The 26,334-nt window shown below is 67.9% G+C and carries 23 protein-coding genes and 1 tRNA gene; 14 read left to right on the top strand and 10 right to left on the bottom strand.

The window, feature by feature from the left end; genetic code table 11:
- Window positions 1-42: 42 nt before the first annotated feature.
- A complete protein-coding gene (locus DM992_RS10885) occupies window positions 43-492 on the top strand; it encodes a MarR family transcriptional regulator (RefSeq protein ID WP_111016804.1) in 450 nt (149 codons plus the stop codon).
- A 187-nt stretch (window positions 493-679) separates the two neighbouring features.
- Here the strand turns inward: DM992_RS10885 and DM992_RS10880 are convergent, their stop codons facing one another.
- Together DM992_RS10880 and DM992_RS10875 are read right to left on the bottom strand one after the other, a co-directional pair.
- A complete protein-coding gene (locus tag DM992_RS10880; protein WP_162631635.1) occupies window positions 680-1,678 on the bottom strand; it encodes a 2-dehydropantoate 2-reductase in 999 nt (332 codons plus the stop codon).
- 92 nt (window positions 1,679-1,770) lie between these two features.
- Complete coding sequence (locus tag DM992_RS10875; protein ID WP_111016803.1) at window positions 1,771-2,916, bottom strand: helix-turn-helix transcriptional regulator; 1,146 nt, start codon at window positions 2,914-2,916, stop codon at window positions 1,771-1,773.
- Between the two features lie 302 nt (window positions 2,917-3,218).
- Here DM992_RS10875 and DM992_RS10870 point away from each other — a divergent pair, with 302 nt between their 5' ends.
- From DM992_RS10870 to DM992_RS10855, 4 genes are all read left to right on the top strand, one after another.
- Window positions 3,219-4,265 (top strand): porin, encoded by a 1,047-nt coding sequence (locus tag DM992_RS10870; protein WP_111016802.1) that lies wholly within the window; start codon window positions 3,219-3,221, stop codon window positions 4,263-4,265.
- Window positions 4,266-4,286: 21 nt separating this feature from the next.
- Window positions 4,287-5,495 (top strand): MFS transporter, encoded by a 1,209-nt coding sequence (locus DM992_RS10865; protein WP_111016801.1) that lies wholly within the window; start codon window positions 4,287-4,289, stop codon window positions 5,493-5,495.
- Window positions 5,496-5,511: 16 nt separating this feature from the next.
- A complete protein-coding gene (locus DM992_RS10860; RefSeq protein ID WP_111016800.1) occupies window positions 5,512-6,621 on the top strand; it encodes a class II histone deacetylase in 1,110 nt (369 codons plus the stop codon).
- A gap of 118 nt (window positions 6,622-6,739) precedes the next feature.
- Window positions 6,740-6,970 (top strand): hypothetical protein, encoded by a 231-nt coding sequence (locus DM992_RS10855; protein WP_111016799.1) that lies wholly within the window; start codon window positions 6,740-6,742, stop codon window positions 6,968-6,970.
- Between the two features lie 83 nt (window positions 6,971-7,053).
- On the opposite strand, the gene DM992_RS10850 is transcribed toward DM992_RS10855, so the two are convergent.
- Both DM992_RS10850 and DM992_RS10845 read right to left on the bottom strand, forming a co-directional pair.
- On the bottom strand, window positions 7,054-7,404 hold the full coding sequence (locus DM992_RS10850; RefSeq protein ID WP_239511267.1) for a hypothetical protein: 351 nt from the start codon (window positions 7,402-7,404) through the stop codon (window positions 7,054-7,056).
- Window positions 7,405-7,538: 134 nt separating this feature from the next.
- Window positions 7,539-7,625: transfer RNA gene (locus tag DM992_RS10845), tRNA-Leu, on the bottom strand.
- A gap of 249 nt (window positions 7,626-7,874) precedes the next feature.
- Between DM992_RS10845 and hpnD the strand changes: the two genes are divergently transcribed.
- Window positions 7,875-8,708: a presqualene diphosphate synthase HpnD gene (gene hpnD / locus DM992_RS10840; RefSeq protein WP_111016798.1), complete on the top strand. Its 834-nt coding sequence runs from the start codon at window positions 7,875-7,877 to the stop codon at window positions 8,706-8,708.
- Between the two features lie 10 nt (window positions 8,709-8,718).
- Here the strand turns inward: hpnD and DM992_RS10835 are convergent, their stop codons facing one another.
- From DM992_RS10835 to DM992_RS10825, 3 genes are all read right to left on the bottom strand, one after another.
- Window positions 8,719-9,939, bottom strand: coding sequence for a DUF1501 domain-containing protein (locus DM992_RS10835; RefSeq protein ID WP_111016797.1), 1,221 nt, complete (start codon window positions 9,937-9,939; stop codon window positions 8,719-8,721).
- 67 nt (window positions 9,940-10,006) lie between these two features.
- Complete coding sequence (locus DM992_RS10830; RefSeq protein WP_111017883.1) at window positions 10,007-11,509, bottom strand: DUF1800 domain-containing protein; 1,503 nt, start codon at window positions 11,507-11,509, stop codon at window positions 10,007-10,009.
- Between the two features lie 133 nt (window positions 11,510-11,642).
- Window positions 11,643-11,921, bottom strand: a complete 279-nt coding sequence (locus tag DM992_RS10825) for a hypothetical protein (RefSeq protein WP_111016796.1) — start codon at window positions 11,919-11,921, stop codon at window positions 11,643-11,645.
- A 267-nt stretch (window positions 11,922-12,188) separates the two neighbouring features.
- On the opposite strand from DM992_RS10825, the gene ompR reads away from it, so the two are divergent.
- The 4 genes from ompR (at window position 12,189) to DM992_RS10800 (ending at window position 15,657) form a co-directional block, all read left to right on the top strand.
- Window positions 12,189-12,914, top strand: a complete 726-nt coding sequence (gene ompR, locus DM992_RS10815; RefSeq protein WP_004199523.1) for a two-component system response regulator OmpR — start codon at window positions 12,189-12,191, stop codon at window positions 12,912-12,914.
- 39 nt (window positions 12,915-12,953) lie between these two features.
- Window positions 12,954-14,315: an ATP-binding protein gene (locus DM992_RS10810; protein ID WP_111016795.1), complete on the top strand. Its 1,362-nt coding sequence runs from the start codon at window positions 12,954-12,956 to the stop codon at window positions 14,313-14,315.
- Between the two features lie 189 nt (window positions 14,316-14,504).
- A complete protein-coding gene (locus DM992_RS10805) occupies window positions 14,505-15,053 on the top strand; it encodes a peroxiredoxin (protein ID WP_034181176.1) in 549 nt (182 codons plus the stop codon).
- A 76-nt stretch (window positions 15,054-15,129) separates the two neighbouring features.
- On the top strand, window positions 15,130-15,657 hold the full coding sequence (locus DM992_RS10800; protein WP_006478562.1) for a carboxymuconolactone decarboxylase family protein: 528 nt from the start codon (window positions 15,130-15,132) through the stop codon (window positions 15,655-15,657).
- Window positions 15,658-15,802: 145 nt separating this feature from the next.
- Here the strand turns inward: DM992_RS10800 and ispF are convergent, their stop codons facing one another.
- The gene (gene ispF / locus DM992_RS10795; RefSeq protein WP_111016794.1) at window positions 15,803-16,288 is read right to left on the bottom strand and encodes a 2-C-methyl-D-erythritol 2,4-cyclodiphosphate synthase; all 486 of its coding nucleotides are present in this window, start codon (window positions 16,286-16,288) and stop codon (window positions 15,803-15,805) included.
- Between the two features lie 28 nt (window positions 16,289-16,316).
- A complete protein-coding gene (ispD, locus tag DM992_RS10790) occupies window positions 16,317-17,027 on the bottom strand; it encodes a 2-C-methyl-D-erythritol 4-phosphate cytidylyltransferase (RefSeq protein WP_111016793.1) in 711 nt (236 codons plus the stop codon).
- A 107-nt stretch (window positions 17,028-17,134) separates the two neighbouring features.
- On the opposite strand from ispD, the gene mfd reads away from it, so the two are divergent.
- The 4 genes from mfd (at window position 17,135) to DM992_RS10770 (ending at window position 23,610) form a co-directional block, all read left to right on the top strand.
- Window positions 17,135-20,605 (top strand): transcription-repair coupling factor, encoded by a 3,471-nt coding sequence (mfd, locus tag DM992_RS10785; RefSeq protein WP_111016792.1) that lies wholly within the window; start codon window positions 17,135-17,137, stop codon window positions 20,603-20,605.
- 94 nt (window positions 20,606-20,699) lie between these two features.
- Window positions 20,700-21,920, top strand: a complete 1,221-nt coding sequence (argE, locus tag DM992_RS10780) for an acetylornithine deacetylase (RefSeq protein ID WP_111016791.1) — start codon at window positions 20,700-20,702, stop codon at window positions 21,918-21,920.
- Between the two features lie 60 nt (window positions 21,921-21,980).
- Entirely contained in the window at window positions 21,981-23,000 is a 1,020-nt protein-coding gene (locus DM992_RS10775) for a threonine/serine dehydratase (RefSeq protein WP_111016790.1), read from the top strand.
- A gap of 145 nt (window positions 23,001-23,145) precedes the next feature.
- Window positions 23,146-23,610 carry a DUF3574 domain-containing protein gene (locus tag DM992_RS10770; protein ID WP_239511266.1) on the top strand — a complete coding sequence of 155 codons (465 nt, stop codon included), beginning with the start codon at window positions 23,146-23,148 and terminating at the stop codon, window positions 23,608-23,610.
- A gap of 87 nt (window positions 23,611-23,697) precedes the next feature.
- On the opposite strand, the gene DM992_RS10765 is transcribed toward DM992_RS10770, so the two are convergent.
- Window positions 23,698-26,220, bottom strand: a complete 2,523-nt coding sequence (locus DM992_RS10765; RefSeq protein WP_111016788.1) for a penicillin-binding protein 1A — start codon at window positions 26,218-26,220, stop codon at window positions 23,698-23,700.
- Window positions 26,221-26,334 lie beyond the last annotated feature (114 nt).

The raw sequence follows: 26,334 nt of genomic DNA, 5'->3' as shown, positions 1-26,334 counted from the left end.
TACAGGAACAATCGGGCCCGCCCTTTTTCTTCAGGATTCGACATGAAAGGCCGTCAAACCGGGCTCGATCAGTTTCTGACCTATCGCCTCCATGCACTCACGAAGCGATCCGACCGCGGGATCGGCGAGGTGTACCGGCACAAGCTCGACATCTCGCTGCCCGAGGCACGCGTGATCGCCGCCGTCGGCGCGTTCGGTCCGTTCTCGATCATGGATCTCGCGCGCCACACCAATCTCGACAAGAGCCAGGCGAGCCGCGCGGCCGAAGCGCTGCTGCGCCAGGGGCTGCTCGAGCGCAGCGCGAGCGACGAGGATGGCCGGATCGTGCTGATCGCGCTGACCGCCGACGGCCGCGCGCTGCATCGCAAGATCATGCCGATCGTGCGCAAGTGGAACGACGGGTTGCTCGCGTGCCTGTCCGACAGCGAACGCCAGACGTTCGAGCGGCTGCTCGACAAGGTCGTCGCGCACGCAACCGAGCGGGACGACTGAGCCTGGCGGGCTCCGCATCGCCAGACGATCAAGCGCTGCCGGCAGCATTGATCCGACGAATTCGACGGGCCGCCCGGGCCGCATGACCAGCGGCCGGGCGGCCCGTTTTGCATCATGCGGCGACACCCGCCAAGGATCGCGCTTCGCCGCGTTGCCCGCGACCGCGAATCCATCAGGCTCGCAGACGCTACAACCCGCTGTTGGCCGCGCGCTGGCGCAGCAACCCGAGCACCGCGTCGCAATACGGGGTCGGCACATCGAGCTTGCGCCCGAGCTCAGGAAACACGCCGAGGATCGGCCCGATCTCGAGCGGACGCCCCGCTTCGAAATCCTGCAGCATCGACGTCCTGAACGCGCCGAGCTTGCGCGTGACCGCGATCCGTTCGGGCCCGCTCATCCCTGTCGACAGGCCGAGCTTCGCGCCGATCGCGGCAGCCTCCTCCATCATCCGCAGCGCGAGATCCTGCGTGAACGGATCGTCGAGCAACTGCTCGGCCGTCGATCCCGTCAGCGCACTCAGCGGATTCATGTTCATGTTGCCCCACAGCTTCGCCCAGATCTCGGTCCGGATCGCCGGCGTCGACTCGACGTCGAAACCGCCCGCCGCGAGCGCCGCGGCGAAGCGTGCGGCGGCCGTGTCGAGCCGCGGATCGGGTGCGCCGACGATCAGCCGGTTGCCGCGCCCGCGGCGCACGACGCCCGGCGCGTCGGTGCTCGACGACAGGTGCACGACGCAGCCGATCGCCTGCGCGGGCGGCAGCGCCGCCGACACCGCGCCGGCCGGATCGACCGCGTCGAGCGGCACGCCATCGATCGGCCCTTCGAGCCCGTGCGTGAACCACCACGGCAGCCCGTTCATCGCCGCGACGATCACGGTGTCCGGCCCGACCAGCGGCGCAATGCGCGCGGCCAGCGCCGGCAGCGCCTGCGCCTTCAGCGCGATCACCACGTAGTCCTGCACGCCGAGCGCGGCCGCATCGTCGCTCGCGCGCACCGGCACCGACGACGTGACGCCCGCCTCGTCAATCACGCGTACGCCATGCGCGTTCAGCGCGTCGAGCGTCGCGCCGCGTGCGTACGCGCTCACGGTCATGCCGGCCCGCGACAGCGCGGCCGCGAGCAATCCGCCGATCGCGCCGACACCGACCACCGCCGCGCGCATCGACCCTGAATTCGTGTCGTTCATGATGGAATTCCGTCTCCCGGGAGCTGACGAGCATAACGCTCAATGGTTGCGGATACAACCATTAGGGCGGGAGCGTGCCGCGTGCGAGCGATTCAGCGCGGCTCGCCGCCCGCTTCCACCGGTTCGTCATCGGTCGCGCCGCCCGTCGCGCCGAGCACGCCCGCGATCTGGCTCTTGTCGTGCATGCCGAGCTTGCGGTACGCACAGCGCAGGTAGTGGCGCACGGTCGTCGGTGAAATCGCCATCTGTTGCGCGACTTCCTTGTGCGAACGGCCGGCGCCGTAATAACGGATCGCGGCCAGCTCGCGCGGGCTCAACCGGTCGAGCAGCGAGCGCGGCCGTGCCTCGATCTGGAACAGCCCCGCGACGGGCACGCACTGGATGCGCAGCGCATCGCCTACGAACGGCTGGCCCGACTGGCGCCGCAGGTGTGCGACGAGCGGCTGCGGCACGCGCGCGCCGGCCCACGCCGGCCATTCGGCGCGCAGCACGTCGTCAAAGGCGTGATCGGCGTGATGGAGCACCCCGAAGTTGTCGCACAGCGCGCGTGCGGCCGGTGCGACCGTATCGCCGCGCTCGCGCGTGAGCTGCGCGGCGCGGTTGATCGTGAGCGCGGCCGCGAGATGCGGAATCACTTCCTCGAAACGGCGCGCATCATCGTCGCTGAACGGGCGATTCAGGCCCTGGCGGTAGATCGACATGAACGTCGTCAGGCCGAAGCGGCGATCGAGCGTGCACACGAACATCAGTTGCGCGAGCCCGTACTTCACGCACCAGTCGCGAAACCGCGCATCGAGCCCCGGCTCGACGACCGACAGCCGCACCGCGCGTCCGTGCGCGCCGCGCAGCGTGCGGTGCGCGAACGGGTCGCAATCGCGCACGCGCTTCCAGTCGCCGAAGAACGCGTGCGGCAGGCGGTACAGGAAGCTGTTGTGCATCACGGGGCCGGTGGACGCATGCGTCGCGACGCCCGTCCATGCGGCGTCGAACGGGACGAGCGCCTGCAGCAGCGTAAAGAAGCGGTATTCGAATTCGCCGATGCCGGACTGCGCGGCGACCGCGTACAGGTCGAGCAGCATCAGCCCGAGTTCGCGCTGCGATGCGTCGCCGCGCGCGACACCGTCGAAATCGGCACGACGCGAAGGCAGCGGCGGCCACGCGAATTCGTCGAGCACGATGGCGGCCGGCACGTCGCGCAGCGCTTCGAGATCCTGCCCGGTATCCGTCGTGATCCTCACCTTCCGCTCCCCTGCCCGACCGGGCCGCTGACGCGCACAACGCAGACCGCCGATTATAGCCAGCGGCTTTTTTGGCGGGCCACGGTGCCGGAACCGGCGGCAACCCCATCCATTTGAACGGTATGCGGCACGTTGCTGCTCCGCAGCACGCCGCGCCGCGGCATCGCGCCGCGTCCATGCCGTGCACCGCGGGTTTTCCGCACCGTTCATCTGTACGACTGTTCGAAGGTTTTCCCGCTGCGGACACTGCGTCGCGACAACACCAACGACAAACCGATGCAGCACGGTATGGAGAACCCCACGTGACGAAACCCAGCTTCATCCGCACGGCCGCGGCCGCCGCGACGCTCGCCGCGTGCAGCGCCGCCGCGCACGCGCAGTCGACCCTCACGCTGTACGGCGCGCTCGACGCCGGCGTGCAATACCTGACGCACGCCGACGGGCGCCACTCGGCCGTGCAGTTGCAGAACTACGGCATCCTGCCTTCGCAGATCGGACTGAAGGGCAACGAGGATCTCGGCGGCGGCTGGCGTGCGCTGTTCAAGCTCGAACAGGGCCTCAACCTCAACGACGGCACCGCGACCGCGCCCGGCTACGCGTTCTTTCGCGGCGCGTACGTGGGTATCGCCGGCCCCGTCGGCACCGTCACGGTCGGCCGGCAGTTCAGCGTGCTGTTCGACAAGACGCTGTTCTACGACCCGCTCTGGTATGCGTCGTACAGCGGCCAGGGCGTGATCGTGCCGATGAGCGCGAACTTCATCGACCACTCGATCAAGTACCAGTCGCCGACGTTTGCCGGCTTCGACGTCGAGGCGCTCGCCGCGACGGCCGGCGTCGCCGGCAATACGCGCGCCGGACGCGTGCTCGAACTCGGCGGCCAGTACACGAGCAACGGCCTGTCGGTCAGCGCAGTGCTGCATCAGGCGCACGGCGATGTGTCGGCTACCGACGACGCATCGGTGCGCCGGCGAGAACTCGGCACGCTCGCCGCGCGCTATGCGTTCGCCGCGCTGCCGCTCACCGTCTATGCAGGCGTCCAGCGCCTGACGGGCGACCTCGATGCGGCGCGCACGATCGTCTGGGGCGGCGCGCGCTACCTGAGCCCGAACGGGATCGGCCTGAACGCGGGCGTCTACCACACCGACTCGCGCACGCCGGCGATCGGCCACCCGACGCTGTTCATCGCGAGCACCACGTACGCGCTGTCGAAACGCACCGTCGCGTACGTGAACCTAGGTTATGCGCGCAACAGCGGCCAGAGTTCGCAGACCGTCTACGAATACGACCCGACGCCGCTCGCCGGCGCGCCGCAGTTCGGCGCGATGGTCGGCATGCACCACCTGTTCTGATTCCCCCAACGAGATCCCGCCATGAAATCCCTGTCTCCGGATGCCGTACTCTCGCCCGACGGCCGCACGCCGACGTTCGCGCGCTCGACGCTCGTCGCGCTCGTCGTGTTCGCGGCCATCACGCCACTGCTGCTGCTCGTGGCGCCGGCCGTCGCCGGCCAGCTCGCGACGCAGCTCGGGCTGTCCGCATCGCAGATCGGCACCTACTTCTTCGTCGAACTCGGTGCGTTCAGCCTCGCGACCGTGCCGTCGTACCTGTGGCTCGGCCGCGTCGACGCGCGCCGCGTCGCCGCGTTCGCGATCGCGCTGTTCGGCGCGGGCAACCTGCTGACCGCGCTGTGGATGCCGGGCTTCGCCGCGCTGCTCGCGCTGCGCGCCGTCACCGCGCTCGGCGGCGGCTCGCTGATGGTGCTCTGCATGACGAGCGCGGCGACGAGCAGGAACAGCGATCGCGTGTACGGGCTGTGGGTCGTCGGCCAGTTGATCGCGGGCGCGATCGGCCTGTTCGTGCTGCCGCATGTGTTCGCCGCGTTCGGGCTGCGCGCGCTGTACATCGCGCTCGCCGCGCTCGCGCTGCTCGCGGCACCGCTGTCGCGCGGCTTTCCGTCGTCGCTCGGCACGCGGACGACACCCGCGCAAGCCGCACGCGGCGCTGCAACGCATACGCCGCGAAGCTTCGTCGTGCTCGCAATCGGTGCGGTGCTGACGTTCTATCTCGCGATCGGCAGCGTGTGGACCTTCGCGAGCCGCGCGGCGTCGGATGCCGGGCTCGATCCGCAGTCGGCCGGCAACGTGCTCGCGATCGCGAGCGTGATGGGAATCGCCGGCGCGGCGCTCGCGTCGTGCGCCGGCGGCCGGCTCGCGCGGCGCGCGATGCTGGCCGCCGGTTACGCGCTGCTCGCGGCCTCGCTCGTCGCACTCGCCGCGATGCGGCACGCGGGCGGCTACAGCGCGGCGATCTTCGCGTTCAAGTTCGCATGGACCTTCGTGCTGCCGTTCATCCTCGCGACCGTCGCGCAGATCGACACGTCGGGCCGCCTCGTCGCGACGCTCAATTTCATGATCGGCGCCGGCCTCGCGGCCGGCCCGCTGCTCGCCGGGCTGATGCTCGACGCCGGCGGCACGATGCGCGCACTGTTCGCGGCCGCGACGGCCGTCGCGATCGTCTCGTTCGCCGCGCTGCGCCATATCGATCGCCGCGCGCGCCCCGCCGTTTCCTCCCAACCGTGACAGGTCACGCACATCCATGAATCGCACTGCCTTCTTCACCGACGAACGCACTTTCTGGCACACCGGCGGCACGCACGCGCTGTTCTTCCCGGTCGGCGGCTGGGTCCAGCCGCCATCGAGCGCGGGCTACGCGGAATCGCCCGATTCGAAGCGCCGCTTCCTGTCGCTCGTACAGGCTTCGGGCCTTGCCGCGCAACTCGACCTGCGCGGCGCCAACCCGGCCTCGGCCGCCGACCTGCTGCGTATTCACCCGGCGCACTATCTCGACGCGTTCCGCGCACTCAGCGACGCGAACGGCGGCGACCTCGGCGATCTCGCGCCATTCGGCAAGGGCAGCTACGAGATCGCCGCGCTGTCGGCCGGCCTCGCGATCGCGGCCATCGACACGGTCGTCGGCGAGCGCGCGGCCAATGCGTTCTCGCTGTCTCGGCCGCCCGGCCATCACTGCCTGCGCGACCGCCCGATGGGCTTCTGCATGCTGGCGAACATCCCGATCGCGATCGAGGCCGCCCGCGCGAAACACGGCATCGGGCGCGTCGCGGTGATCGACTGGGATGTGCATCACGGCAACGGCACGCAGTCGATCTACTACGACGATCCGGACACGCTGACGATCTCGCTGCACCAGGACCGCTGCTTCCCGCCCGGCTACAGCGGCGCAGACGATCGCGGCGAAGGCGCGGGCATCGGCGCGAACCTGAACGTGCCGCTGCTCGCGGGCAGCGGCGACGACGCGTATCGCTACGCATTCGAGCGGATCGTGCTGCCGGCGCTGAAACGTTTCCGGCCCGAGCTGATCGTCGTTGCGAGCGGCCTCGATGCGAGCGCGGTCGACCCGCTCGCACGCATGCAGCTGCATACCGACAGCTACCGGTTCATGACGCGCGCGGTCAAGGATGCCGCGCAGCGCCATTGCGGCGGGCGGCTCGTGATCGTTCACGAAGGCGGCTATTCGGAGGCGTACGTGCCGTTCTGCGGGCTCGCGATCGTCGAGGAGCTGGCCGGCATTCGCACCGACGTCGCCGATCCGATGCTGGACCTCGCGATCGCGCAGCAGCCCGGCGAGCGGTTCGTCGCGTTCCAGCGCGGACTGCTCGACGAACTGGCTGCGTCGTTCGGGTTGTAACTTGTAACGCTCGGGAATGAACATGACGGGGCCGGCATGCACCGGCCCTTGCGCGATCCGTGCGGATGGGGTTTCCTGTGCTTTTACCCCTGTTTCGGCCCGAAGCCGCACTCTTCCGATGAAATCGTCCCCGCGCGATAACAACGACAATGCCAAAACGCGCCGCCAACCTTCGAAGCTGGCCCTGAACATCGCCGCCGTGGCGGTCGGCCTCATCACGTTCGCGATCGGCGCGGCGTGGGTGATCTATAGCTGGATCGTCGATCGCGAAGCGCAGTATTTCGCGATCCCGCTGGTGTTCTCGGTGCCGGTGATCGTGGCGGTCGCGATCCGGAGCTTCTGGGAGTAGGCGCGCCAGAAACGACAAAGCGCCGCGGTCGGGCGACGCGCGGCGCTTGCTTATCGAACAACGCTACGATGCCTGTCGCTCAGTTACAAACCATCGGCAGGCCGGCATGCGCGCACGGATTGCGTGCTGCTGCCGCCTAACAATCCGGCGGTGACACTGAGCGCGGAAACAGCCAGCGCCGTGCCGACCGATTTCAGCACGGTTTCCGTCGATAGCGGCGCGCCGCTCGAGATCAATCGCCCCGAGTACGCGGTGCAATCCGGCGACGATGCAACCGCCTGCACCGGCTTGGCGCTCCATGCGACGTTGTCGGCAGGTGTATTGGCAAATGCCGGCGCGGCCAGCATCAGCACAAGAATGGAAATCGGGATGCGGACGATATCTTTCATCAGTGGCCCCTCGGTGTAATCGTGCTTCTTATGAATTGCGATCACGATATTACACACGTCGGAATTTCAGTACGCGCTCGCCTGCCGAGAAAAATCGGCAGAAACAAAAAAGCGCTGCGGTCAGCCGACCGACAGCGCTTTTTCGGGAACGGCACCCTGACGGGTGCTGGTCCGACTTCTGGTGCGTGAGGCCGGACTCGAACCGGCACACCCTTGCGGGCGTCAGGACCTAAACCTGGTGCGTCTACCAATTTCGCCACTCACGCGCATTTTCTGTCGCCTGACCGCGTGGCACGCAAGATGCGTTCTCCACGCGCCCGGGACCGCTCGGGACACTTCACGCCGGCCAGGAAACCGGCACGCCCGATCAGGCGAGCGCGAGATTCTACCCGATCCGTGCGGCCTTGTCTCGCCCTGCCGGCACCCGTCGTGCAGCGGTGCTAGAATGCCGCGCTCGACGTTTCGGCACCGCGCCGCCGCGCGTCCCCCGAACCCGCCCCCACCCGATTCCGCCCGTGAACTTCGACGACTACTGTCAGCAAAAGGCCGCCCCCGCGGGCTCCAGCGTCTACTACGCGTTGCGTCAGGCGCCGCTCGCCACGCAGCCGCGTCTAACGGCGCTGTTCGCGCTGCGCCGCGAACTCGAGGAAACCGTCAAGGAAACCAGTGACCCGACCGTCGGACACACGAAGCTCGCGTGGTGGCACAAGGAACTCGCGGCGCTGGCCGACGCTCAGCCGTCGCACCCCGTCACGAAGGCGCTTGCGCAGCATCATCCGGCGATCGCCGCCGAGGCCGACGCGTTGCGTACGCTCGTCAACGGTTACGGGATGGACCTCGAACAGGCGCGCTACCTCGATTTCGCGAACCTGCAGCGCTATATCGCGCAGGTCGGCGGCACCTTCGCGTCGCTGGTCGCGCGCGCCAGCGCCGCGAACCCGGCCGACCCGCAGCCGTGGGCCGCGGACGCCGGCCGCGCGCTGATGCTCGCGCAATTCGTGCAGGAACTCGGCAACGACGCGCGCCACGGCCGCATCTACCTGCCGATCGACGAACTGCAGCGCTACAACGTGACCGCGGCCGATCTGCTGAACCGCCGCTACAGCCCGGCCTTCACCGAGTTGCTGCAATTCCAGACCGCTCGTGCGCGCGAAGCGCTCGCGGCCGCCGATGCAGCGATCCCCGCCCCCGAACGCCGCGCGCAGCGCACGCTGCGCGCGCAGATCGCATTGGCCGGCGCGCTGCTCGACGAAATCGAGCGCGACGGCTACCAGGTGCTGCACCAGCGCATCGCGCTGACGCCGATCCGCAAGCTGTGGATCGCGTGGCGCGCCGCACGCCGGCGCTGAACCTGACGCATCACGCCTTCAACAACGGCAGCGTGTCGAAGCGCTGCTGCAGCACGCGCGTCGCGTCGAGCCCCCACCACGGCCCGAGTACGGTCGCGTAGAGCTGGCGGAAATCGACCGCGACCGGCAGGTTGCCGTTGCCGTCGAGCCGCCCAAGCGCCGGCGGCGCGCCGTACAGGCCGCCCGCCACGCGGCCGCCCATCACGAAATGCGGCGCGGCCGTGCCGTGATCGGTGCCGTTGCTCTGGTTCTCGCGCACGCGCCGCCCGAATTCCGCATACGTCATCACGAGCGTCTGGTTCCAGCGCCCGAGTTCGATCAGCGCACCGCGCATCGCGCTCATCCCTTCCGCGAACTGCTTGAGCAGCGCGGCCTGCTGCCCCGGCTGGTTCTGGTGCGTGTCGAAGCCGTTGAGCGTCAGGCGCAGCACCGCGACGCCATCCTGCGCACCGGGCCCGGACGCTTCGCACGCGGCCAGCACCTGCATCGCGGTCTTGACCGACGTGCCGAACGCGCCGGCCGGAAACGCCGTCCTGAATTCACGCATCCCGCCGCGCGGGCGCAGCCGGTCGGCTGCCTTCACGATGTCGTTCTCGACGTCGATGATGTGCGCAAGCGCCGGGTTCTGCTCGCGCAGCGACGACGGTTCGGCGAGCCGGGCCGCACGGATGAACTGCGCGGGATTGACGAGCGCGATCGCGCGCGCGCCGTTTGCGAGCGGCCCCATCTCGGCGCTGCCGAGCACGACGCCGTCCGCCGCGAAACCGGGCGGCACCGGCGCCTGCGCAAACGTGCGCGTGAGCCAGCCTTCGTGCAGGTACTGGTCCGAACGCGACGCCGTATCCCAGATCTCGATCGAGCGGAAATGCGACAGGTTCGGCTGCGGATAGCCGACGCCCTGCACGACCGCGACCTGCCCGTCGCGCCACAGCGGCATCAGCGGTGCAAGCGACGGGTGCAGCCCGGTGTGCGCGTCGAGCTGCAGCACCTGCTCGCGCTTGATGCCGATGCTGCGCCGGAACTGGTAGTACAGCGGATCCGCATACGGCACCACCGTGTTGAGGCCGTCGTTGCCGCCCTTCAGCTCGACGAGGATCAGCACGTTCGCATACCCGGCCGCCGGTTGCCGGCCGGCCGGCGCCACCGAGGCCGCCAGCGCGGGCGGCTGCCACATCGACACGCCCGCCGCGGCAGCGGCCCCCGTCAGCGTCAGAAAATCACGTCGGTTCATCGCGCATCCTTTGGTTCGCCGCCCGGCACTTTTGCCGCACCGGCGCTCCGATTCGTCGTCGTTTGCATCATTTCAGTTGATAGGCCGGATCCATCAGCAGCGCTTCGAGATACGCGCTGCCGGTCGAATCCGTGTCGATCGCCGCGACCGGCGACACCGGCAGCACCGCGTGCTGGAGCTGAAGCTCGGTCGACAATCCCGCGATCGCCTGCGGCCGCGCACGATATTGCGCTAGCCAGCGTTCGAGATCGAAACGCAGGCCGCCGCGCGCGGGCTTGGCCGGCGCGCGGCGCATGCCGGCTGCGGACGCCGTGTCGGCCACCGGCATCGCTTGCGCACGCGCGTTCGGCGGCGGCGCCATCGGATGCGCCGGCGGCCGCATGCCGGCCGTCTCCGTCGCGCGGAACAGCTGCTCGACGAACTGCTTGCGCGCGAGCAGCGTGGTGCTGTTGATCCACAGCGCGCCGCCCGGCCAGCCCTTCACGTTCGGCGGATAGAACAGGTTCTGCCCGAGCGTGCGCACGGTGTTCGCGAGCATCTGCGGATCGCCGTACGCGACGTCGAACAGCCGCACCGACCCGACGACGAACTCGGCCGGCGATTTGACCAGCACGCCGCGGTTGCGCGGATCCCAGAATGCATCGGTCGACCACAGCGCGGCAAGCGCCGTGCGAATGTCGTAGCCGCTCGCGCGAAACCGCTCGGCCACGAGATCGAGCGCGCCCGGGTCGGGCGTATCGGACACGAACTCGCGCCACAGCTTGCCGACGATGAAGCGCGCGGTGCCGGGCCGCTTCAGCAGGATGTCGACGAAGCCGTCGCCGTCGAACGGCCCCGTCTCACCTAGAATCGTCTTGTCGCCCGCATCGTGCCATTCGGGCCGCACGTCGAAGCGCAGCGTATCGGGATCGATCGTCCAGCCCGTCATCGCACGCGCGGCTTCGGTCACGTCGTACTGCGTGTAATGCCCTTCTCCGAGCGTAAACAGCTCCATCGCCTCGCGCGCGAAATTCTCGTTCGGGCGACCCTTGCGATTGCTCGCGCCCTCGAGATACTGCAGCATCGCCGGATCCTTCGCGACCGCGTGCAGCAGCGTGCCGAAGTTGCCGAGCGCCTCGCGGCGAAAGAGCGCGTTCTGCGCGGCCATCGTTTGCGGATAAGGCACCTTGTCCTGCCCCGACGTGAAGTGCCCGTGCCAGAACAGCGTCATGCGTTCGGTCAGCGGCGACGGCGTCACGACCATCTCGTTGACCCACGCCGCGCGCAACGCCTCGTAGCGGCGATCGCGCTCGCGCTGCTCGTCGCGCCGCATGTCGGGGGTCAGCGCCTGACGCTGCGCGCGCGTCGGCGGCAGCTCGGCGATCCAGTCGGGCCACGCCGTGACGGGTTCGCGGCGAACGTTGCCGAGCGTGTCGGCCACGACCTGCGCGCGCGTCATGCCGACGATGCGCGCGACGTCGGCGGGCGCGGGAGAGAAACCGGTGCGGCTCAGGAAAAACAGCGCATCGTCGGCGTCGAGCGCCGACTGCATGGCGGGCGGCGGCACCGGTGCGGCAGCGTTCGCTTTCATCGTCATGGACTCCCGGAACGCACCGGCGGTGCGGATGCCGGTACAACGGCAATCGGCAGGCGAAAGTTGACGGAAAAAGTGCTACGAATTTTTTCGGCGCGGCGTGTTCCGCGCAGGTCGAGGACGGCACGCGTCAGCGCTTGTACAACTCGCGAACGGCGTCTTCGATGTGCTGGCGCAAAAGGTGGCGCTCCTCGGGCGTCATGTGCCCGTCGCGGCGGCGCTGTTCGAGATCGGGAGGCACCGCGGAACGGACCGTCGTCTCGGCGGTACGATCGGGCTGCTGCGTTTTGCCGCGCGGCAGCTTGCGCGACGGCGCACCCTGCTCGGGGCGCTGCGCATACGCGAAGTTCGACGCATATGGACCGGCAAGCGCGATCGTCAGCATCAGTGCAATCCGGGCAGATCGCATGACCGTCCTCGCTTCTTTGGTCGATTTGTTCCCTTCGTCACGCGGCAACCGGCTACCTCTGGTACTTGAAAAACCCTGCGGAATTCGGGTGTGCAAAGATGAAAGATGGAATGCAGGGGAGTATCTACCGAACTTCGGCTTCGAGTAAAGGAATCTCTATAGCCTGCCTTTACTCGGTGCGACACTACGGGTAAATTTTGTAACCGACTGTAACGCGTGAAAATTCGCGGCCGTGCGCCAATTCCCATTCGCGATAAGATGCCGATCATGGAAACGAAAAACCCCTCCAAGATTCTCGTCGTCGACGACGACCCACGCCTGCGCGATCTGCTGCGCCGCTATCTCGGCGAGCAGGGTTTCAACGTATATGTCGCGGAAAACGCGACCGCGATGAACAAGCTCTGGGTACGCGAGCGCTTCGACCTGCTCGTGCTCGACCTGATGCTGCCGGGCGAAGACGGCCTGTCGATCTGCCGCCGCCTGCGCGGCAGCAACGACCGCACGCCGATCATCATGCTCACCGCGAAGGGCGAGGACGTCGATCGCATCGTCGGCCTCGAGATGGGCGCCGACGATTACCTGCCGAAGCCGTTCAACCCGCGCGAGCTCGTCGCGCGCATTCACGCGGTGCTGCGCCGCCAGGCGCCGGCCGAACTGCCGGGCGCACCGTCCGAAACGACCGAGGTGTTCGAGTTCGGCGAGTTCTCGCTGAACCTCGCGACGCGCACGCTGACGAAGTCCGGCCAGGAAATTCCGCTGACGACCGGCGAGTTCTCGGTGCTGAAGGTGTTCGCGCGTCATCCGCGCCAGCCGCTGTCGCGCGAGAAGCTGATGGAGCTCGCGCGCGGCCGTGAATACGAAGTGTTCGACCGCAGCCTCGACGTGCAGATCTCGCGCCTGCGCAAGCTGATCGAGCCGGATCCGGGCAGCCCGCGTTTCATCCAGACCGTCTGGGGCCTCGGCTACGTGTTCATTCCGGACGGCGCGGCCTGATTTTTTCTTTTCCGGTTTCGCCCGCCCACGGCCCGTCCCATGCGTATTGACCGGCGCCTCCTGCAGCTCGCGTTCGGCGGGCTGTTCTGGCGCACCTTCCTGCTGATCGCGCTGCTGATCTCGGTCAGTCTCGCCGCGTGGTTCCAGAGCTTTCGCGTGATCGAGCGCGAGCCGCGGGCGCAGCGCGTCGCGCTGCAGCTCGTCGCGGTCGTGAAGCTCACGCGCACCGCCCTGCTCTATTCCGATCCCGATCTGCGGCGCGCGCTGCTGCAGGATCTCGAGAGCAACGAGGGCGTGCGCGTTTACCCACGCGAGAAAACCGACAAGTTCAAGCTGCAGCCCGACGAATCGCTGAACCGCCTGATCGAGCACGACATCCGCAGCCGCCTCGGCGACGATACCGTGATCGCGCAGTCGGTCAACGACATTCCCGGCGTGTGGATCAGCTTCAAGATCGACGACGACGATTACTGGGTCGCGCTCGATCGCGACCAGCTCGACAACGTCACCGGGCTGCAGTGGGCCGGCTGGGGGCTGTTCGCGCTCGCGCTGTCGCTGTTCGGCTCCGCGTTCATCACGAGCCTGGTGAACCGGCCGTTCTCGCGGCTCGCGCTCGCCGCGCGCCAGGTCGGCTCGGGCCAGGCGCCCGAGCCGCTGCCCGAGCGCGGGATGGGCGTCGCGGCCGATACCAATCGCAGCTTCAACCAGATGGTGCGCGACCTCGAACAGCTCGAGGCCGACCGCGCGCTGATGCTCGCGGGCATCTCGCACGACCTGCGCACGCCGCTCGCGCGGCTGCGCCTCGAAACCGAGATGAGCCCGTCCGACCAGGCGACCAAGGACGCGATGGTCGACGACATCGAGCAGATGGACCGCATCATCGCCGCCTTCATCGACTACGCGCGCCCGTCGCAGCGCAAGCCCGAGCCCGTCGACCTGTCGTCGATCGCGCAGGAAGTCGCCGCGCGCATAGCGAGCGAGGACGGCGTCGAGATCCGCACGCGGCTCGCGCCGAGCGCGGTCATCGAAGCCGACGAGACCGACATGCGCCGCGTGATCGGCAACCTCGTCGAGAACGCACGCAAGTACGGCCAGAGCAAGCAGGACGGCATCTCGCGCATCACGCTAGAGACGCGCATATCGCACGCGCGCGTCGAACTGTCGGTGAGCGACGAAGGCCCCGGCATCCCCGAAGATCAGCTGCCGCTTGTGATGCGGCCGTTCTATCGCGTCGACACCGCGCGCACCAAGGCGGATGGCACGGGCCTCGGGATGGCGATCGTGCTGCGGCTGGTCGGCCGCTATCGCGGCGCGCTGCGCCTGCGCAACCGCAACCCCGATGCGGGCCTCGAAGTCACGCTCGAGTTCCCCGGCGCCGGCAAGGCGCGTGCGACCGCGTGACGCGCTCGCGCACGCTTCTTGCGCCCCACACTATCGATCCGGTTGAAAAAAACTATGGAGATCGTTAGTCAAAATCTATTGAAGCACTTTATTAATAGTGTTATAGTTTGCCGCATGCTGTCACACCATCGTTGCAGCACCGAGGTAGCTTGACTCAGCCTTCTTCCCAACTCATACAGGAGTATCCGCATGAAAACCGTGGGCGATAAACTCGAAGCTTTCACCGTCGTAGCCGCGAAGCCGGGCTTCAACAATCACGAGGAAAACGGCCAGTCGGCGTTCGAGACCGTCACCGAAGCGTCGTTCCCGGGCAAGTGGAAGATCATCTACTTCTATCCGAAGGATTTCACGTTCGTGTGCCCGACGGAAATCGTCGAGTTCGCGAAGCTGACGAAGCAGTTCGAAGAGCGCGATGCCATCCTGCTCGGCGGCAGCTCGGACAACGAATTCGTCAAGCTCGCATGGCGCCGTGAGCACAAGGACCTCGACAAGCTGAACCACTACTCGTTCGGCGACGTCAAGGGCGAGCTGATCGACCAGCTCGGCGTGCGCGACAAGGAAGCCGGCGTGGCCCTGCGTGCAACGTTCATCGTCGATCCGGACAACACGATCCAGCACGTTTCGGTGAACAACCTGAACGTCGGCCGCAGCCCGGAAGAAGTCCTGCGCATTCTGGACGGCCTGCAAACGGACGAACTGTGCCCGTGCAACCGTGCAGTCGGCGGCGCAACGCTGTAAGCGCATCGATGCACGAAGCCCGCGGCGCACGTCCTGCCTGCGGGCTTTTTTAACGGCCAACCCATAGGAGATATCAATGGAATTCATCGATTCGATTAAGGCACGTATTCCCGACTACGCGAAGGACATTCGCCTGAACCTCGACGGTACGATCTCGCGCTCGTCGCTCGAGGGCACCGATGCGGTCGGCGTCGCGCTGGCGGCCGCGATCGCGGCGAAGAGCACGGTGCTCGTGAAGACGATCCGCGAAGCCGGCGTGCTGTCGCCCGAAGAGACGAACGCCGTGCTGACGGCAGCCGCGCTGATGGGGATGAACAACACCTGGTATCCGTATGTCGAGATGGCCGACGACGCCGACCTGAAGACGCAGCGCGCCGAGCTGCGGATGGGTGCGTATGCGACGCACGGCGGCGTCGACAAGCGCAAGTTCGAGATGTATGCGCTCGCCGCGTCGATCGTCGGCAAGTGCCACTTCTGCGTGAAGTCGCACTATGCGCTGCTGAAGAACGAGCAAGGGATGACCGTCACGCAGCTGCGCGACGTCGGCCGCATCGCGTCGGTGATCAACGCCGCCGCGCAGGTGATCGCCGCCGAAGGCGAGTAAATGGCTGCATGAGCGGTTTCGCCGCGCGACCGGCAGCCGTGCCGGAGCAGCGGCCGCTCCAAACGAAAATGCCACGCTGATGCGTGGCATTTTTCATTTCCGCAGCACCGCGCGCGGAGCGAACCCCGCGTCGCCACAACCGGCGTCAGCCGCCCTGCCTGACCAGCAGCGCGGCGGCCTGCGCCTCGATGCCCTCGCCGCGGCCGAGATAGCCGAGCTTCTCGTTGGTCTTCGCCTTCACGTTCACGCGGTCGAGCGGCAGCCCGAGATCGGCCGCGATGTTCGCGCGCATCCCGTCGATATGCGGCGCGAGCTTCGGCGCCTGCGCGATCACGGTGCTGTCGACGTTCTGGATCGTGAAACCGGCCGCCTTCACGCGGGCGACGCACTCGCGCAGCAGCACGCGGCTGTCCGCGCCCTTGAACGCCACGTCGGTGTCGGAGAAATGGCGGCCGATGTCGCCGAGCGCCGCCGCGCCGAACAGCGCGTCGGTGATCGCGTGCAGCAGCACGTCCGCGTCCGAGTGGCCGAGCAGGCCGCGCTCATACGGAATCGTCACGCCGCCGATGATGAGGGGGCGCCCCGGGACGAGCTGGTGCACGTCGTAGCCTTGTCCGATTCTGAAATCCATGCGTGTTCCGATTGAGAGGGGGTGAAAGTCAGGAAGCGTTCGCGGAGCGCGCGAGAATCGCTTCCGCGAGCGCGAAATCTTCCGGATACGTGACCTTGAAGTTGCGCAGGCTGCCCTGCACGACGCGCGGCGTGTGGCCCGCCCATTCGATCGCGCTCGCTTCGTCGGTCAGGTCGTGCCCTTCGCGCTGCGCGCGCAGGATCGCGTCGCGCAGCATGCCGATGCGGAACATCTGCGGCGTCTGCGCCTGCCACAGTGCGTCGCGCGACTCGGTGCGCGCGATCGCGTCGCCGCCGGCCGGCACGCGCTTGAGCGTATCGGCCACCGGCAGTGCGACGATGCCGCCGACCGGGTCGTCCTTCAGCGTCGCGACGAGCGTGCGGATCAGCTCCGGCGTGATGCCCGGGCGCGCGGCGTCGTGCACGAGCACCCAATCGTGGTCGGTTGCACCGAATTCGGCCAGCCCGAGCAGCCCGTTCAGCACCGACGCCTGCCGCGAACCGCCGCCGCAGCGGCGCACCGCGAAGCGCAGGCCCGCGAAGCGGCGCGCGTCGAAATGGGAATCGTCGGGCGCGAGAACGACGAGCGTCTGCGCGAATTCGCTGCACGCGTCGAACGCGGCGAGCGTGTAATGCAGGAGCGCGCGGCCGGCCAGCGTGCGATATTGCTTCGGCACGGCCGAACCGGAGCGGCTGCCCGTGCCGGCACAGGGAATCAGGGCGAAAAGTCGGGGAGTCACGAAAGGAAACGCCGGAAAGATGAAATCGAGAAGCGGATTTTATAATAGGTCTTTCGTCTCGACCGGCGCACCGCGATGCGCCCGTGCACGCAACCCCTGCCGTCCCTATGCCAGATAACGATTCCACCCTGTCCGCCTCGCCCGTTGCCCGCGTCAAACCCGGCCAGCGCTTTGCCTTCGACGGCGCGCACGGTTCCGCCGACGCGCTCGCCATCGCCCGTTATCTCGCCGACAACCGCCGGGACGTGCCGCTCCTCGCAGTGATCTGCGCGAACGCGGTCGACGCGCAGCGGCTCTCGCAAGAAATCCGCTACTTCTCGCCCGATGCGCGCGTGCGCCTGCTGCCGGACTGGGAAACGCTGCCGTACGACACGTTCTCGCCGCACCAGGACCTCGTGTCCGAGCGGCTCGCGACGCTGCACGATCTCGGCGAAGGCCGCTGCGACATCCTGCTCGTGCCCGCGACCACCGCGCTGTACCGGATGCCGCCCGCGTCGTTCATGGCCGCGTACACGTTCGCGTTCGCGCAGGGCGAACGGCTCGACGAGGCGAAGCTGAAGGCGCAGCTCACGCTGGCCGGCTACGAGCACGTGAGCCAGGTGGTGCGGCCCGGCGAATACTGCGTGCGCGGCTCGCTGATCGACCTGTACCCGATGGGCTCGCCGCTGCCGTACCGGATCGACCTGTTCGACGACCAGGTCGACTCGATCCGCGCGTTCGACCCCGACACGCAGCGCAGCCTCTACCCGGTACGCGACGTGCGCCTCTTGCCCGGCCGCGAGTTCCCGTTCGACGAAGCCGCGCGCACGGCCTTCCGCAGCCGCTGGCGCGAGACCTTCGAAGGCGACCCGAGCCGCGCGCCGATCTACAAGGACATCGGCAACGGCGTGCCGTCGGCCGGCATCGAGTATTACCTGCCGCTGTTCTTCGACGAAACGGCCACGCTGTTCCACTACCTGCCGCAGGACGCGCACCTCGTGTTCACCGGCGATCTCGAAGCCTCGATCCGCCGCTTCACGGCCGATACGAAGCAGCGCCACGCGTTCCTGTCGCACGACCGCGAGCGGCCGATCCTGGAACCGCAGCGCCTGTTCCTGTCCGACGAGGATTTCTTCGCGTTCGCGAAGCCGTTCGCGCGCGTCGTGCTGCCCGCGCAACCGGCCGGCGGCTGGGCGACCGCGCTGCCCGAGCTCACCGTCGACCGGCATTCCGACGATCCGCTCGCGTCGCTGCGTACGTTCGTCGAATCGTCGGGCAAGCGCGTGCTGCTGACCGTCGAATCGGCCGGCCGCCGCGAGACGATCCTGCAGTTGCTCGCCGAGCACCATCTGCGACCGGTGTCGAACGACCACTTCGCCGGCTGGCTCGCGAGCGACGAACGCTTCGCGCTCGGCGTCGCGCCGCTCGCGAACGGCTTTGCGGTGCCGGGCGAAGGCTACGCGATCGTCACCGAAACCGAGCTGTACGGCGCGCTCGGCCGCCGCGCGGGCCGCCGCCGGCAGGAACAAGCCAGCAACGTCGACGCGATGGTGCGCGACCTGTCGGAGCTGAAGGTCGGCGACCCGGTCGTCCATGCGCAGCACGGCATCGGCCGCTACATGGGCCTCGTGTCGATGGATCTCGGCGAAGGCGAGACCGAATTCCTGCATCTCGAATACTCGGGTGACAGCAAGCTCTACGTGCCCGTCGCGCAATTGCACGTGATCTCGCGCTACAGCGGCGCCGATCCCGACAGCGCGCCGCTGCACGCGCTCGGCTCCGGCCAGTGGGAGCGCGCGAAGCGCAAGGCCGCGCAGCAGATCCGCGATACGGCCGCCGAGCTGCTGAACCTGTACGCGCGCCGCGCGGCCCGCGAGGGCCACGCGTTCGCGCTCGACCCGCGCGACTACGTGAAATTCGCGGAAAGCTTCGGCTTCGAGGAGACGCCCGACCAGGCCGCCGCGATCGCGGCCGTGATCGGCGACATGACGAGCGGCAAGCCGATGGATCGCCTCGTATGCGGCGACGTCGGCTTCGGCAAGACCGAGGTCGCGCTGCGCGCCGCGTTCATCGCGGTGATGGGCGGCAAGCAGGTCGCGCTGCTGTCGCCGACCACGCTGCTCGCCGAGCAGCACACGCAGACCTTCGTCGACCGCTTCGCGGACTGGCCCGTGCGGATCGTCGAGCTGTCGCGCTTCAAGACCGCGAAGGAAGTCAACGCGGCGATCGCGCAGATCAACGAAGGCAGCGTCGACATCGTGATCGGCACGCACAAGCTGCTGTCGTCGGACGTGCAGTTCAAGCGGCTCGGCCTCGTGATCATCGACGAGGAACACCGCTTCGGCGTGCGCCAGAAGGAAGCGCTGAAGGCGCTGCGCGCGGAAGTCGACGTGCTGACGCTCACCGCGACGCCGATTCCGCGCACGCTCGGGATGGCGCTCGAAGGGCTGCGCGATTTCTCGGTGATCGCGACCGCGCCGCAGAAGCGGCTCGCGATCAAGACCTTCGTGCGCCGCGAGGAGGAAAGCGTGATCCGCGAGGCGATGCTGCGCGAGCTGAAGCGCGGCGGCCAGGTGTACTTCCTGCACAACGAGGTCGAGACGATCGAGAACCGCAGGGCGATGCTCGAGGAACTCGTGCCCGAGGCGCGCATCGTGATCGCGCACGGCCAGATGCACGAGCGCGAACTCGAGCGCGTGATGCGCGATTTCGTCGCGCAGCGCGCAAACGTGCTGCTGTGCACGACCATCATCGAGACCGGCATCGACGTGCCGAGCGCGAACACGATCATCATGCATCGCTCGGACAAGTTCGGCCTCGCGCAGCTCCACCAGTTGCGTGGCCGTGTCGGCCGCTCGCATCACCAGGCCTATGCGTACCTGCTGGTCCACGATCCGCAGGCACTGACCAAGCAGGCGCAGCGCCGGCTGGAAGCGATCCAGCAGATGGAGGAACTCGGCTCGGGCTTCTATCTCGCGATGCACGACCTCGAGATCCGCGGCACCGGCGAAGTGCTCGGCGACAAGCAGTCGGGCGAGATCCACGAGATCGGCTTCCAGCTTTATACGGACATGCTGAACGACGCGGTGAAGGCGCTGAAGAACGGCAAGGAGCCCGACCTCACCGCGCCGCTCGCCGCAACGACGGAAATCAACCTGCATGCGCCCGCGATCCTGCCGGCCGACTACTGCGCGGACGTGCAGGAGCGGCTGTCGCTGTACAAGCGTCTCGCGAACTGCGAGCACGGCGACGCGATCGACGGCATCCAGGAGGAACTGATCGACCGCTTCGGCAAGCTGCCGCCGCAGGCGCACGCACTCGTCGAGACGCACCGGCTGCGCATCGCCGCGAAGCCGCTCGGCATTGTGAAGATCGACGCGAGCGAAGCCGCGATCGGGCTGCAGTTCGAGCCGAATCCGCCGATCGATCCGATGCGGATCATCGACATGGTGCAGAAGCACCGGCACATCAAGCTCGCGGGCCAGGACAAGCTGCGCATCGAGACGCGCTCGCCCGATCTCGCGATCCGCGTGTCGACGATCAAGGAAACGCTGCGCGCGCTCGCGCCGAAGCAGGGAGCGGCCGCCGCGGTGCGCTGAAGGCCGCGGCGATGCTGCACCGCACCGCGCCCGGCGCAGGCGGGCCGCCGTGTTTTTGAGTATGATTTTCCCATTCCTCAGACGGAGTTTTGCCATGTCCACTCTCGACGCGACGGCGCCGTCCGCCGCAACCCAAGGCGACGCATCGCTCGTCAGCCTGCCCTGGGTCAAGCAACTGGTGTCGATGGACACGACGAGCCGCGTGCCGAATCTCGGCCTGATCGAAACGGTGCGCGACGCGCTCGCCGCGAAAGGCATCGTTTCGACGATCACGCACGATCCGCGCGAAGGCTGGGCAAACCTGTTCGCGACGGTGCCCGCGCACGACGGCTCGACGAACGGCGGCATCGTGCTGTCCGGGCATACCGACGTCGTGCCGGTCGACGGCCAGCAGTGGGACAGCAACCCGTTTGCGCCGGAAATCCGCGACGGCCGCCTGTACGGCCGCGGCACCTGCGACATGAAGGGTTTCATCGGCACGGCGCTCGCGCTGTTGCCCGAAATGCAGGCGACGAAGCTCGCGAAGCCGATCCATTTCGCGCTCTCCTACGACGAGGAAATCGGCTGCGCGGGCGCGCCGCTGATGATCGCCGACCTCGTCAAGCGCGGCGTGCGGCCGTCCGGCTGCATCGTCGGCGAACCGACCAGCATGCGGCCGATCATCGCGCACAAGGGCATCAACGCGTACCGCTGCTGCGTGCGCGGCCACGCGGCGCATTCGTCGCTGACGCCGAAGGGGCTCAACGCGATCGAGTACGCGGCGCGCCTCATCTGTCACATCCGCGACATCGCCGAGCGCTTCCGCGCCGAAGGCCCGTTCGACGAGCTGTACGACGTGCCGTTCACGACCGCGCAGACGAGCACGATCCAGGGCGGCAACGCGATCAACACGGTGCCGGCCGAATGCCGGTTCGACTTCGAGTTCCGCAACCTGCCGACGCTCGATCCCGAGCAGATCTTCACGCGCATCGAAGCGTATGCGCAGGAAACGCTGCTGCCGCAGATGCTTCGCGAGCATCCGAATGCCGCGATCGAGTTCTCGAAGATCGCCGCGGCGCCCGGCCTCGACGCGACCGAACAGGCCGCGATCACGCAGCTCGTGCGCGCGCTGACGGCCGACCAGGACAAGCGCAAGGTCGCGTACGGCACCGAAGCCGGCCTGTTCGAACGCGCGGGAATCCCGAGCGTCGTGTGCGGGCCCGGCAACATCGAGCAGGCGCACAAGCCGAACGAATATGTCGAGCTCGCGCAGCTCGCCGGCTGCGAGCAGTTCCTGCGCAAGTTCATCCGCAGCATGTCGGTCGACGCGCACTGACTGCCTCCCGCCACGCCGGCCCGCGTGTGCGGGCCGGCCCACTCCGCCACCCGCCACGTCATGTCGACTGAACAACAGGGCACCGCCCATACGACGATCGACGGCGAGCCGATTCCGACGCTCGACGAAATCGCCGCGCAGCATTTCGCGTTATCGCCCTGGGTCGCGCGCACGCCCGTGTTCGAACGCGCCGACCTGCCGTCCCTCGAGGGCACGCACGTCAACTTCAAGTTCGAACTGCTGCAGGTAAGCGGCAGCTTCAAGGCGCGCGGCGCATTCACGAACCTGCTTGCGCTCGACGAGGCACGCAAGGATGCCGGCGTCACCTGCGTGTCGGCCGGCAATCATGCGGCGGCCGTCGCGTATGCGGCGATGCGGCTCGGCAGCAGCGCGAAGGTCGTGATGTTCCATACCGCGAGCCCGTCGCGCATCGCGCAGTGCAAGCAGTACCGCGCGGAAGTCGTGCTCGCCGGCAGCGCATCGCAGGCGTTCGATCTCGTGCGGCGGATCGAGGCCGAGGAAGGCCGCTTCTTCATCCATCCGTTCAACGGCTATCACACGATCCTCGGCACCGCGACGCTCGGCTACGAATGGGCGACGCAGACGCCGGACCTCGACGCGGTGATCGTGCCGATCGGCGGCGGCGGGCTCGCGGCCGGCATGGCGACCGCGCTGCGGCTCGCGAATCCGCGCGTGCACGTGTACGGCGTCGAGCCGGAAGGCGCCGACGCGATGAGCCGCAGCTTCGCGGCGAATCACACGATCAAGATGAGTGCGATGCAGACGATCGCGGATTCGCTGATGGCGCCGCATACCGAGGAATACAGCTACCAGCTGTGCCGGCGCCACGTCGACCGCATCGTGACCGTGTCCGACGACGCGCTGCGCGCCGCGATGCTGTTCCTGTTCTCGCACCTGAAGCTGTCGGTCGAACCGGCATGCGCTGCCGCGCTCGCCGCGCTGCTCGGCCCGCTGCGCGAAACGCTGCAAGGCAAGCGCGTCGGCGTGCTGCTGTCGGGCACGAACACCGACCCCGGCACGCTCGGCATGCATCTCGCGCACGCGCAACTGCAGCACTGACCATACGCCGGGCACCGGCGAACCGACCTAGGGTTATCCCCAGATTATGTTGACAGCCCTGTTGATAACCCGCCGAACAAGCACGCAAGTGGTTGAGCGCGCAGCGTTTTGCGCGCACGAAGGTCGTCGGACGCGAAATGAGCAAATGCGGCCGCAACGGGCTGCAATGTGGCGGCGCCGCGCGCGGCCGCTGATCGCCGCCGCGGCGATTGCGCTGCTCGCCGGTTGCGCGGCACCGCCCTCGCCGGTCGCCGGCGCGCAGCCGGCCTGCACGCAGCCGGGCGCGAGCCGCATGTTGCAGGCCGACCTGCTGTTCGGACGCGACATCGCGGGGCGCGGCCCCGTCACCGATGCGGAACGCGCCGCGTTCCTCGCCGACACCATCACGCCGCGTTTCCCCGACGGCTTCACGTACTGGGACACGCACGGCCAATGGCGCGATCGCGCGACCGGCAGCATCACACGGGAACAGAGTTTCGTGATCCGTATCATTGCCGACGATACGCCCGACACGCACGCGCGGCTCACCGCGATCCGGCACGCGTACGCGGCGCGGTTCCATCAGGAGTCGGTCGGCATCACGTTCGTGCCGGCCTGCGCGTCGTTCTGATACCGCGTCTCCCGCTACCTGCCGGCAGCGTGCAAAAAAACGGGCGCCCGAAGGCGCCCGTCGCGTGCCGGAACAGCGGCGTACCGCTTACTTGCTCTCGAACATGTCCATGATCTGCTGCTTCTCCTGCGGCGTGACGGGCGGCGGCGTGAGCCCTGCCGCGCCGGCCGAGCCGAGTGCGTCGTTCGCGCTGATCGCATTCTCGGCCGGATTGATGTCGACGTTCCCGACGAAGCCGTTGCCCGGCGTGCGATCGGCGTAGAACAGCTCGCCGTCGAGCGAGGTCAGGCCGTCCGGCATCGGCATCTGCTGCTCCGGCACGCCGTTCAGCGCGGTGCGCATGTAGTTCACCCAGATCGGCAGCGCGAGCTGCGCGCCGAATTCGCGGCTGCCGAGGCTCTTCGGCTGGTCGAAGCCCATCCACGCGACCGCGACGAGCGACTGCTGGTAGCCGGCGAACCAGCCGTCCTTCGCATCGTTCGTCGTACCCGTCTTGCCCTGCAGGTCGCTGCGGCCCAGTGCGTTGGTGCCCGCGCCCGTGCCGGCCGTCGCGACCGTATGCAGCAAGCTGTTCATCACGTACGCGTTGCGGCCTTCGATCGTGCGCGGCGCGGTGCTGCCCGCGATCACCGGCTGCGACTTCTGCAGTGCCTGGCCGCGCGCGTCGTCGACTTCGGCGATCAGGTACGGATCGACCTTGTAGCCACCGTTCGCGAACACCGCGTAGCCGGTCGCGAGCTGCAGCGGCGTCACGAGGCCCGCGCCGAGCGCCATCGGCAGGTACGGCGGCGTCTTCGCGGGATCGAAGCCGAAGCGCTGCGTCACGTACTGCTGCGCATACTGCGTACCGATCGAGGCGAGGATCCGGATCGACACGAGGTTCTTCGAGCGCTGCAGGCCGGTGCGCATCGTCATCGGGCCGTCCGGCTGGTCGTCGTCCTTCGGCTCCCACGCGGTGCCGCCCGGCACGCTCGGCGGGAAGTACAGCGGCGCGTCGTTGATGATCGTCGCCGGCCCGAGGCCCTTGTCGAGCGATGCCGAATAGATGAACGGCTTGAACGACGAGCCCGGCTGCCGCCATGCCTGCGTCACGTGGTTGAACTTGCTCTTGTTGAAGTCGAAGCCGCCGACGAGCGAGCGGATCGCGCCGTCCTGCGGCGCGATCGCGACGAGCGCGCCTTCGACCTGCGGCAGCTGCACGACCTGCCAGCCCGTCTTGCCGTCCTTCAGCACGCGCACGATCGAGCCCGGCTTGATGCGCAGCGCGTTGTTCGCGCGTGGCCCAAGCGCGGCCGACACGAAGCGCAGCCCGGCCGGGCCGATCGTCGTCGTCGCGCCGCCGACGAACTGCACCTCGACCGCGTTCGGCGAGGCCGACAGCACGACCGCCGACTGCAGGTCGCCGTTGTCCGGGTGATCGGCGAGCGCATCGTCGATCGCCTCGTCGCGGTCGTCGCCGGCCGCGGGCAGGTTGATCGACGCTTCCGGCCCGCGATAGCCGTGGCGGCGCTCGTAGTCGAGAATGCCGCGACGCACGGCCTGGTACGCGGCTTCCTGGTCGGACGAGTTGATCGTCGTCGTGACGGTCAGCCCGCGCGTATAGGTTTCGTCCTTGTACTGCTGGTACATCATCTGCCGCACCATCTCGGCGACGTATTCGCCGTGCACCGCGTACTGGTTGCCCGGCGTGCGCACGTGGATCTCTTCCTTCACGGCCGCGTCGTACTGCGGCTGCGTGATGTAGCCGACCTCGAGCATGCGCTTCAGGATGTATTCCTGGCGCACCTTCGCGCGCTTCGGATTCACGACCGGGTTATACGCGGACGGCGCCTTCGGCAGCCCCGCGAGCATCGCCGCTTCCGCGAGCGTGATGTCCTTCAGGTCCTTGCCGAAATAGACCCGCGCGGCGGCCGCGAAGCCGTACGCGCGCTGGCCGAGATAGATCTGGTTCATGTACAGCTCGAGGATCTGGTCCTTCGTCAGGGCCTTCTCGATCTTGTACGCGAGCAGCATCTCGTAGATCTTGCGCGTGTAGGTCTTCTCGCTCGACAGGAAGAAGTTGCGCGCGACCTGCATCGTGATCGTGCTCGCGCCCTGGCGCGCACCGCCGTGCATCAGGTCGGCGACGCCCGCCCGCAGGATGCCGACGAAATCGACGCCGCCGTGCTCGTAGAAGCGGTAGTCCTCGATCGCGAGCACCGCCTTCTTCATCACGTCCGGAATGTCCTGGAAGCGCACGAGGCTGCGGCGCTCCTCGCCGAACTCGCCGATCAGCACGTGATCGGCCGTGAACACGCGCAGCGGCACCTTCGGCTGGTAGTTGGTCAGCGCATCGAGCGACGGCAGTTGCGGCGCCATCACGACCAGCGCGTAGCCGACGATCAACGCACCGACGATCGCCAGCGTGGCGAACAGGCCGGCGAACCACAGCGCGACGCGCGAACCGAAGGTGCGACGGCCCCCGCCGCCGCTGCGCTGCGCGCGGCGGCCGTCGTCGCGATGGTCGCGATCCTCGTCATCGGGGTAATAGGCCCCGGACGGCGAACGGCGCAGCGTGTAGTGGGGTTCGTTCCTGTCGGAAGAAGAAGGTGGTCGTTTGATAATTGGCATGTCGGAATGGCGGGCGTACGTGGCGCCCTCGGACGCATGCGGAAATGCAAGCGGATGGATCAGAGCGGGTGCATCGAAATGCGACTGTCACGTCGACAGACCCCGCCGCGCGGC

The organism is Burkholderia sp. JP2-270, assembly GCF_003233675.1.
GTDB lineage: Bacteria > Pseudomonadota > Gammaproteobacteria > Burkholderiales > Burkholderiaceae > Burkholderia > Burkholderia pyrrocinia_C.
This window is presented reverse-complemented; position numbering and strand designations above follow the sequence as displayed.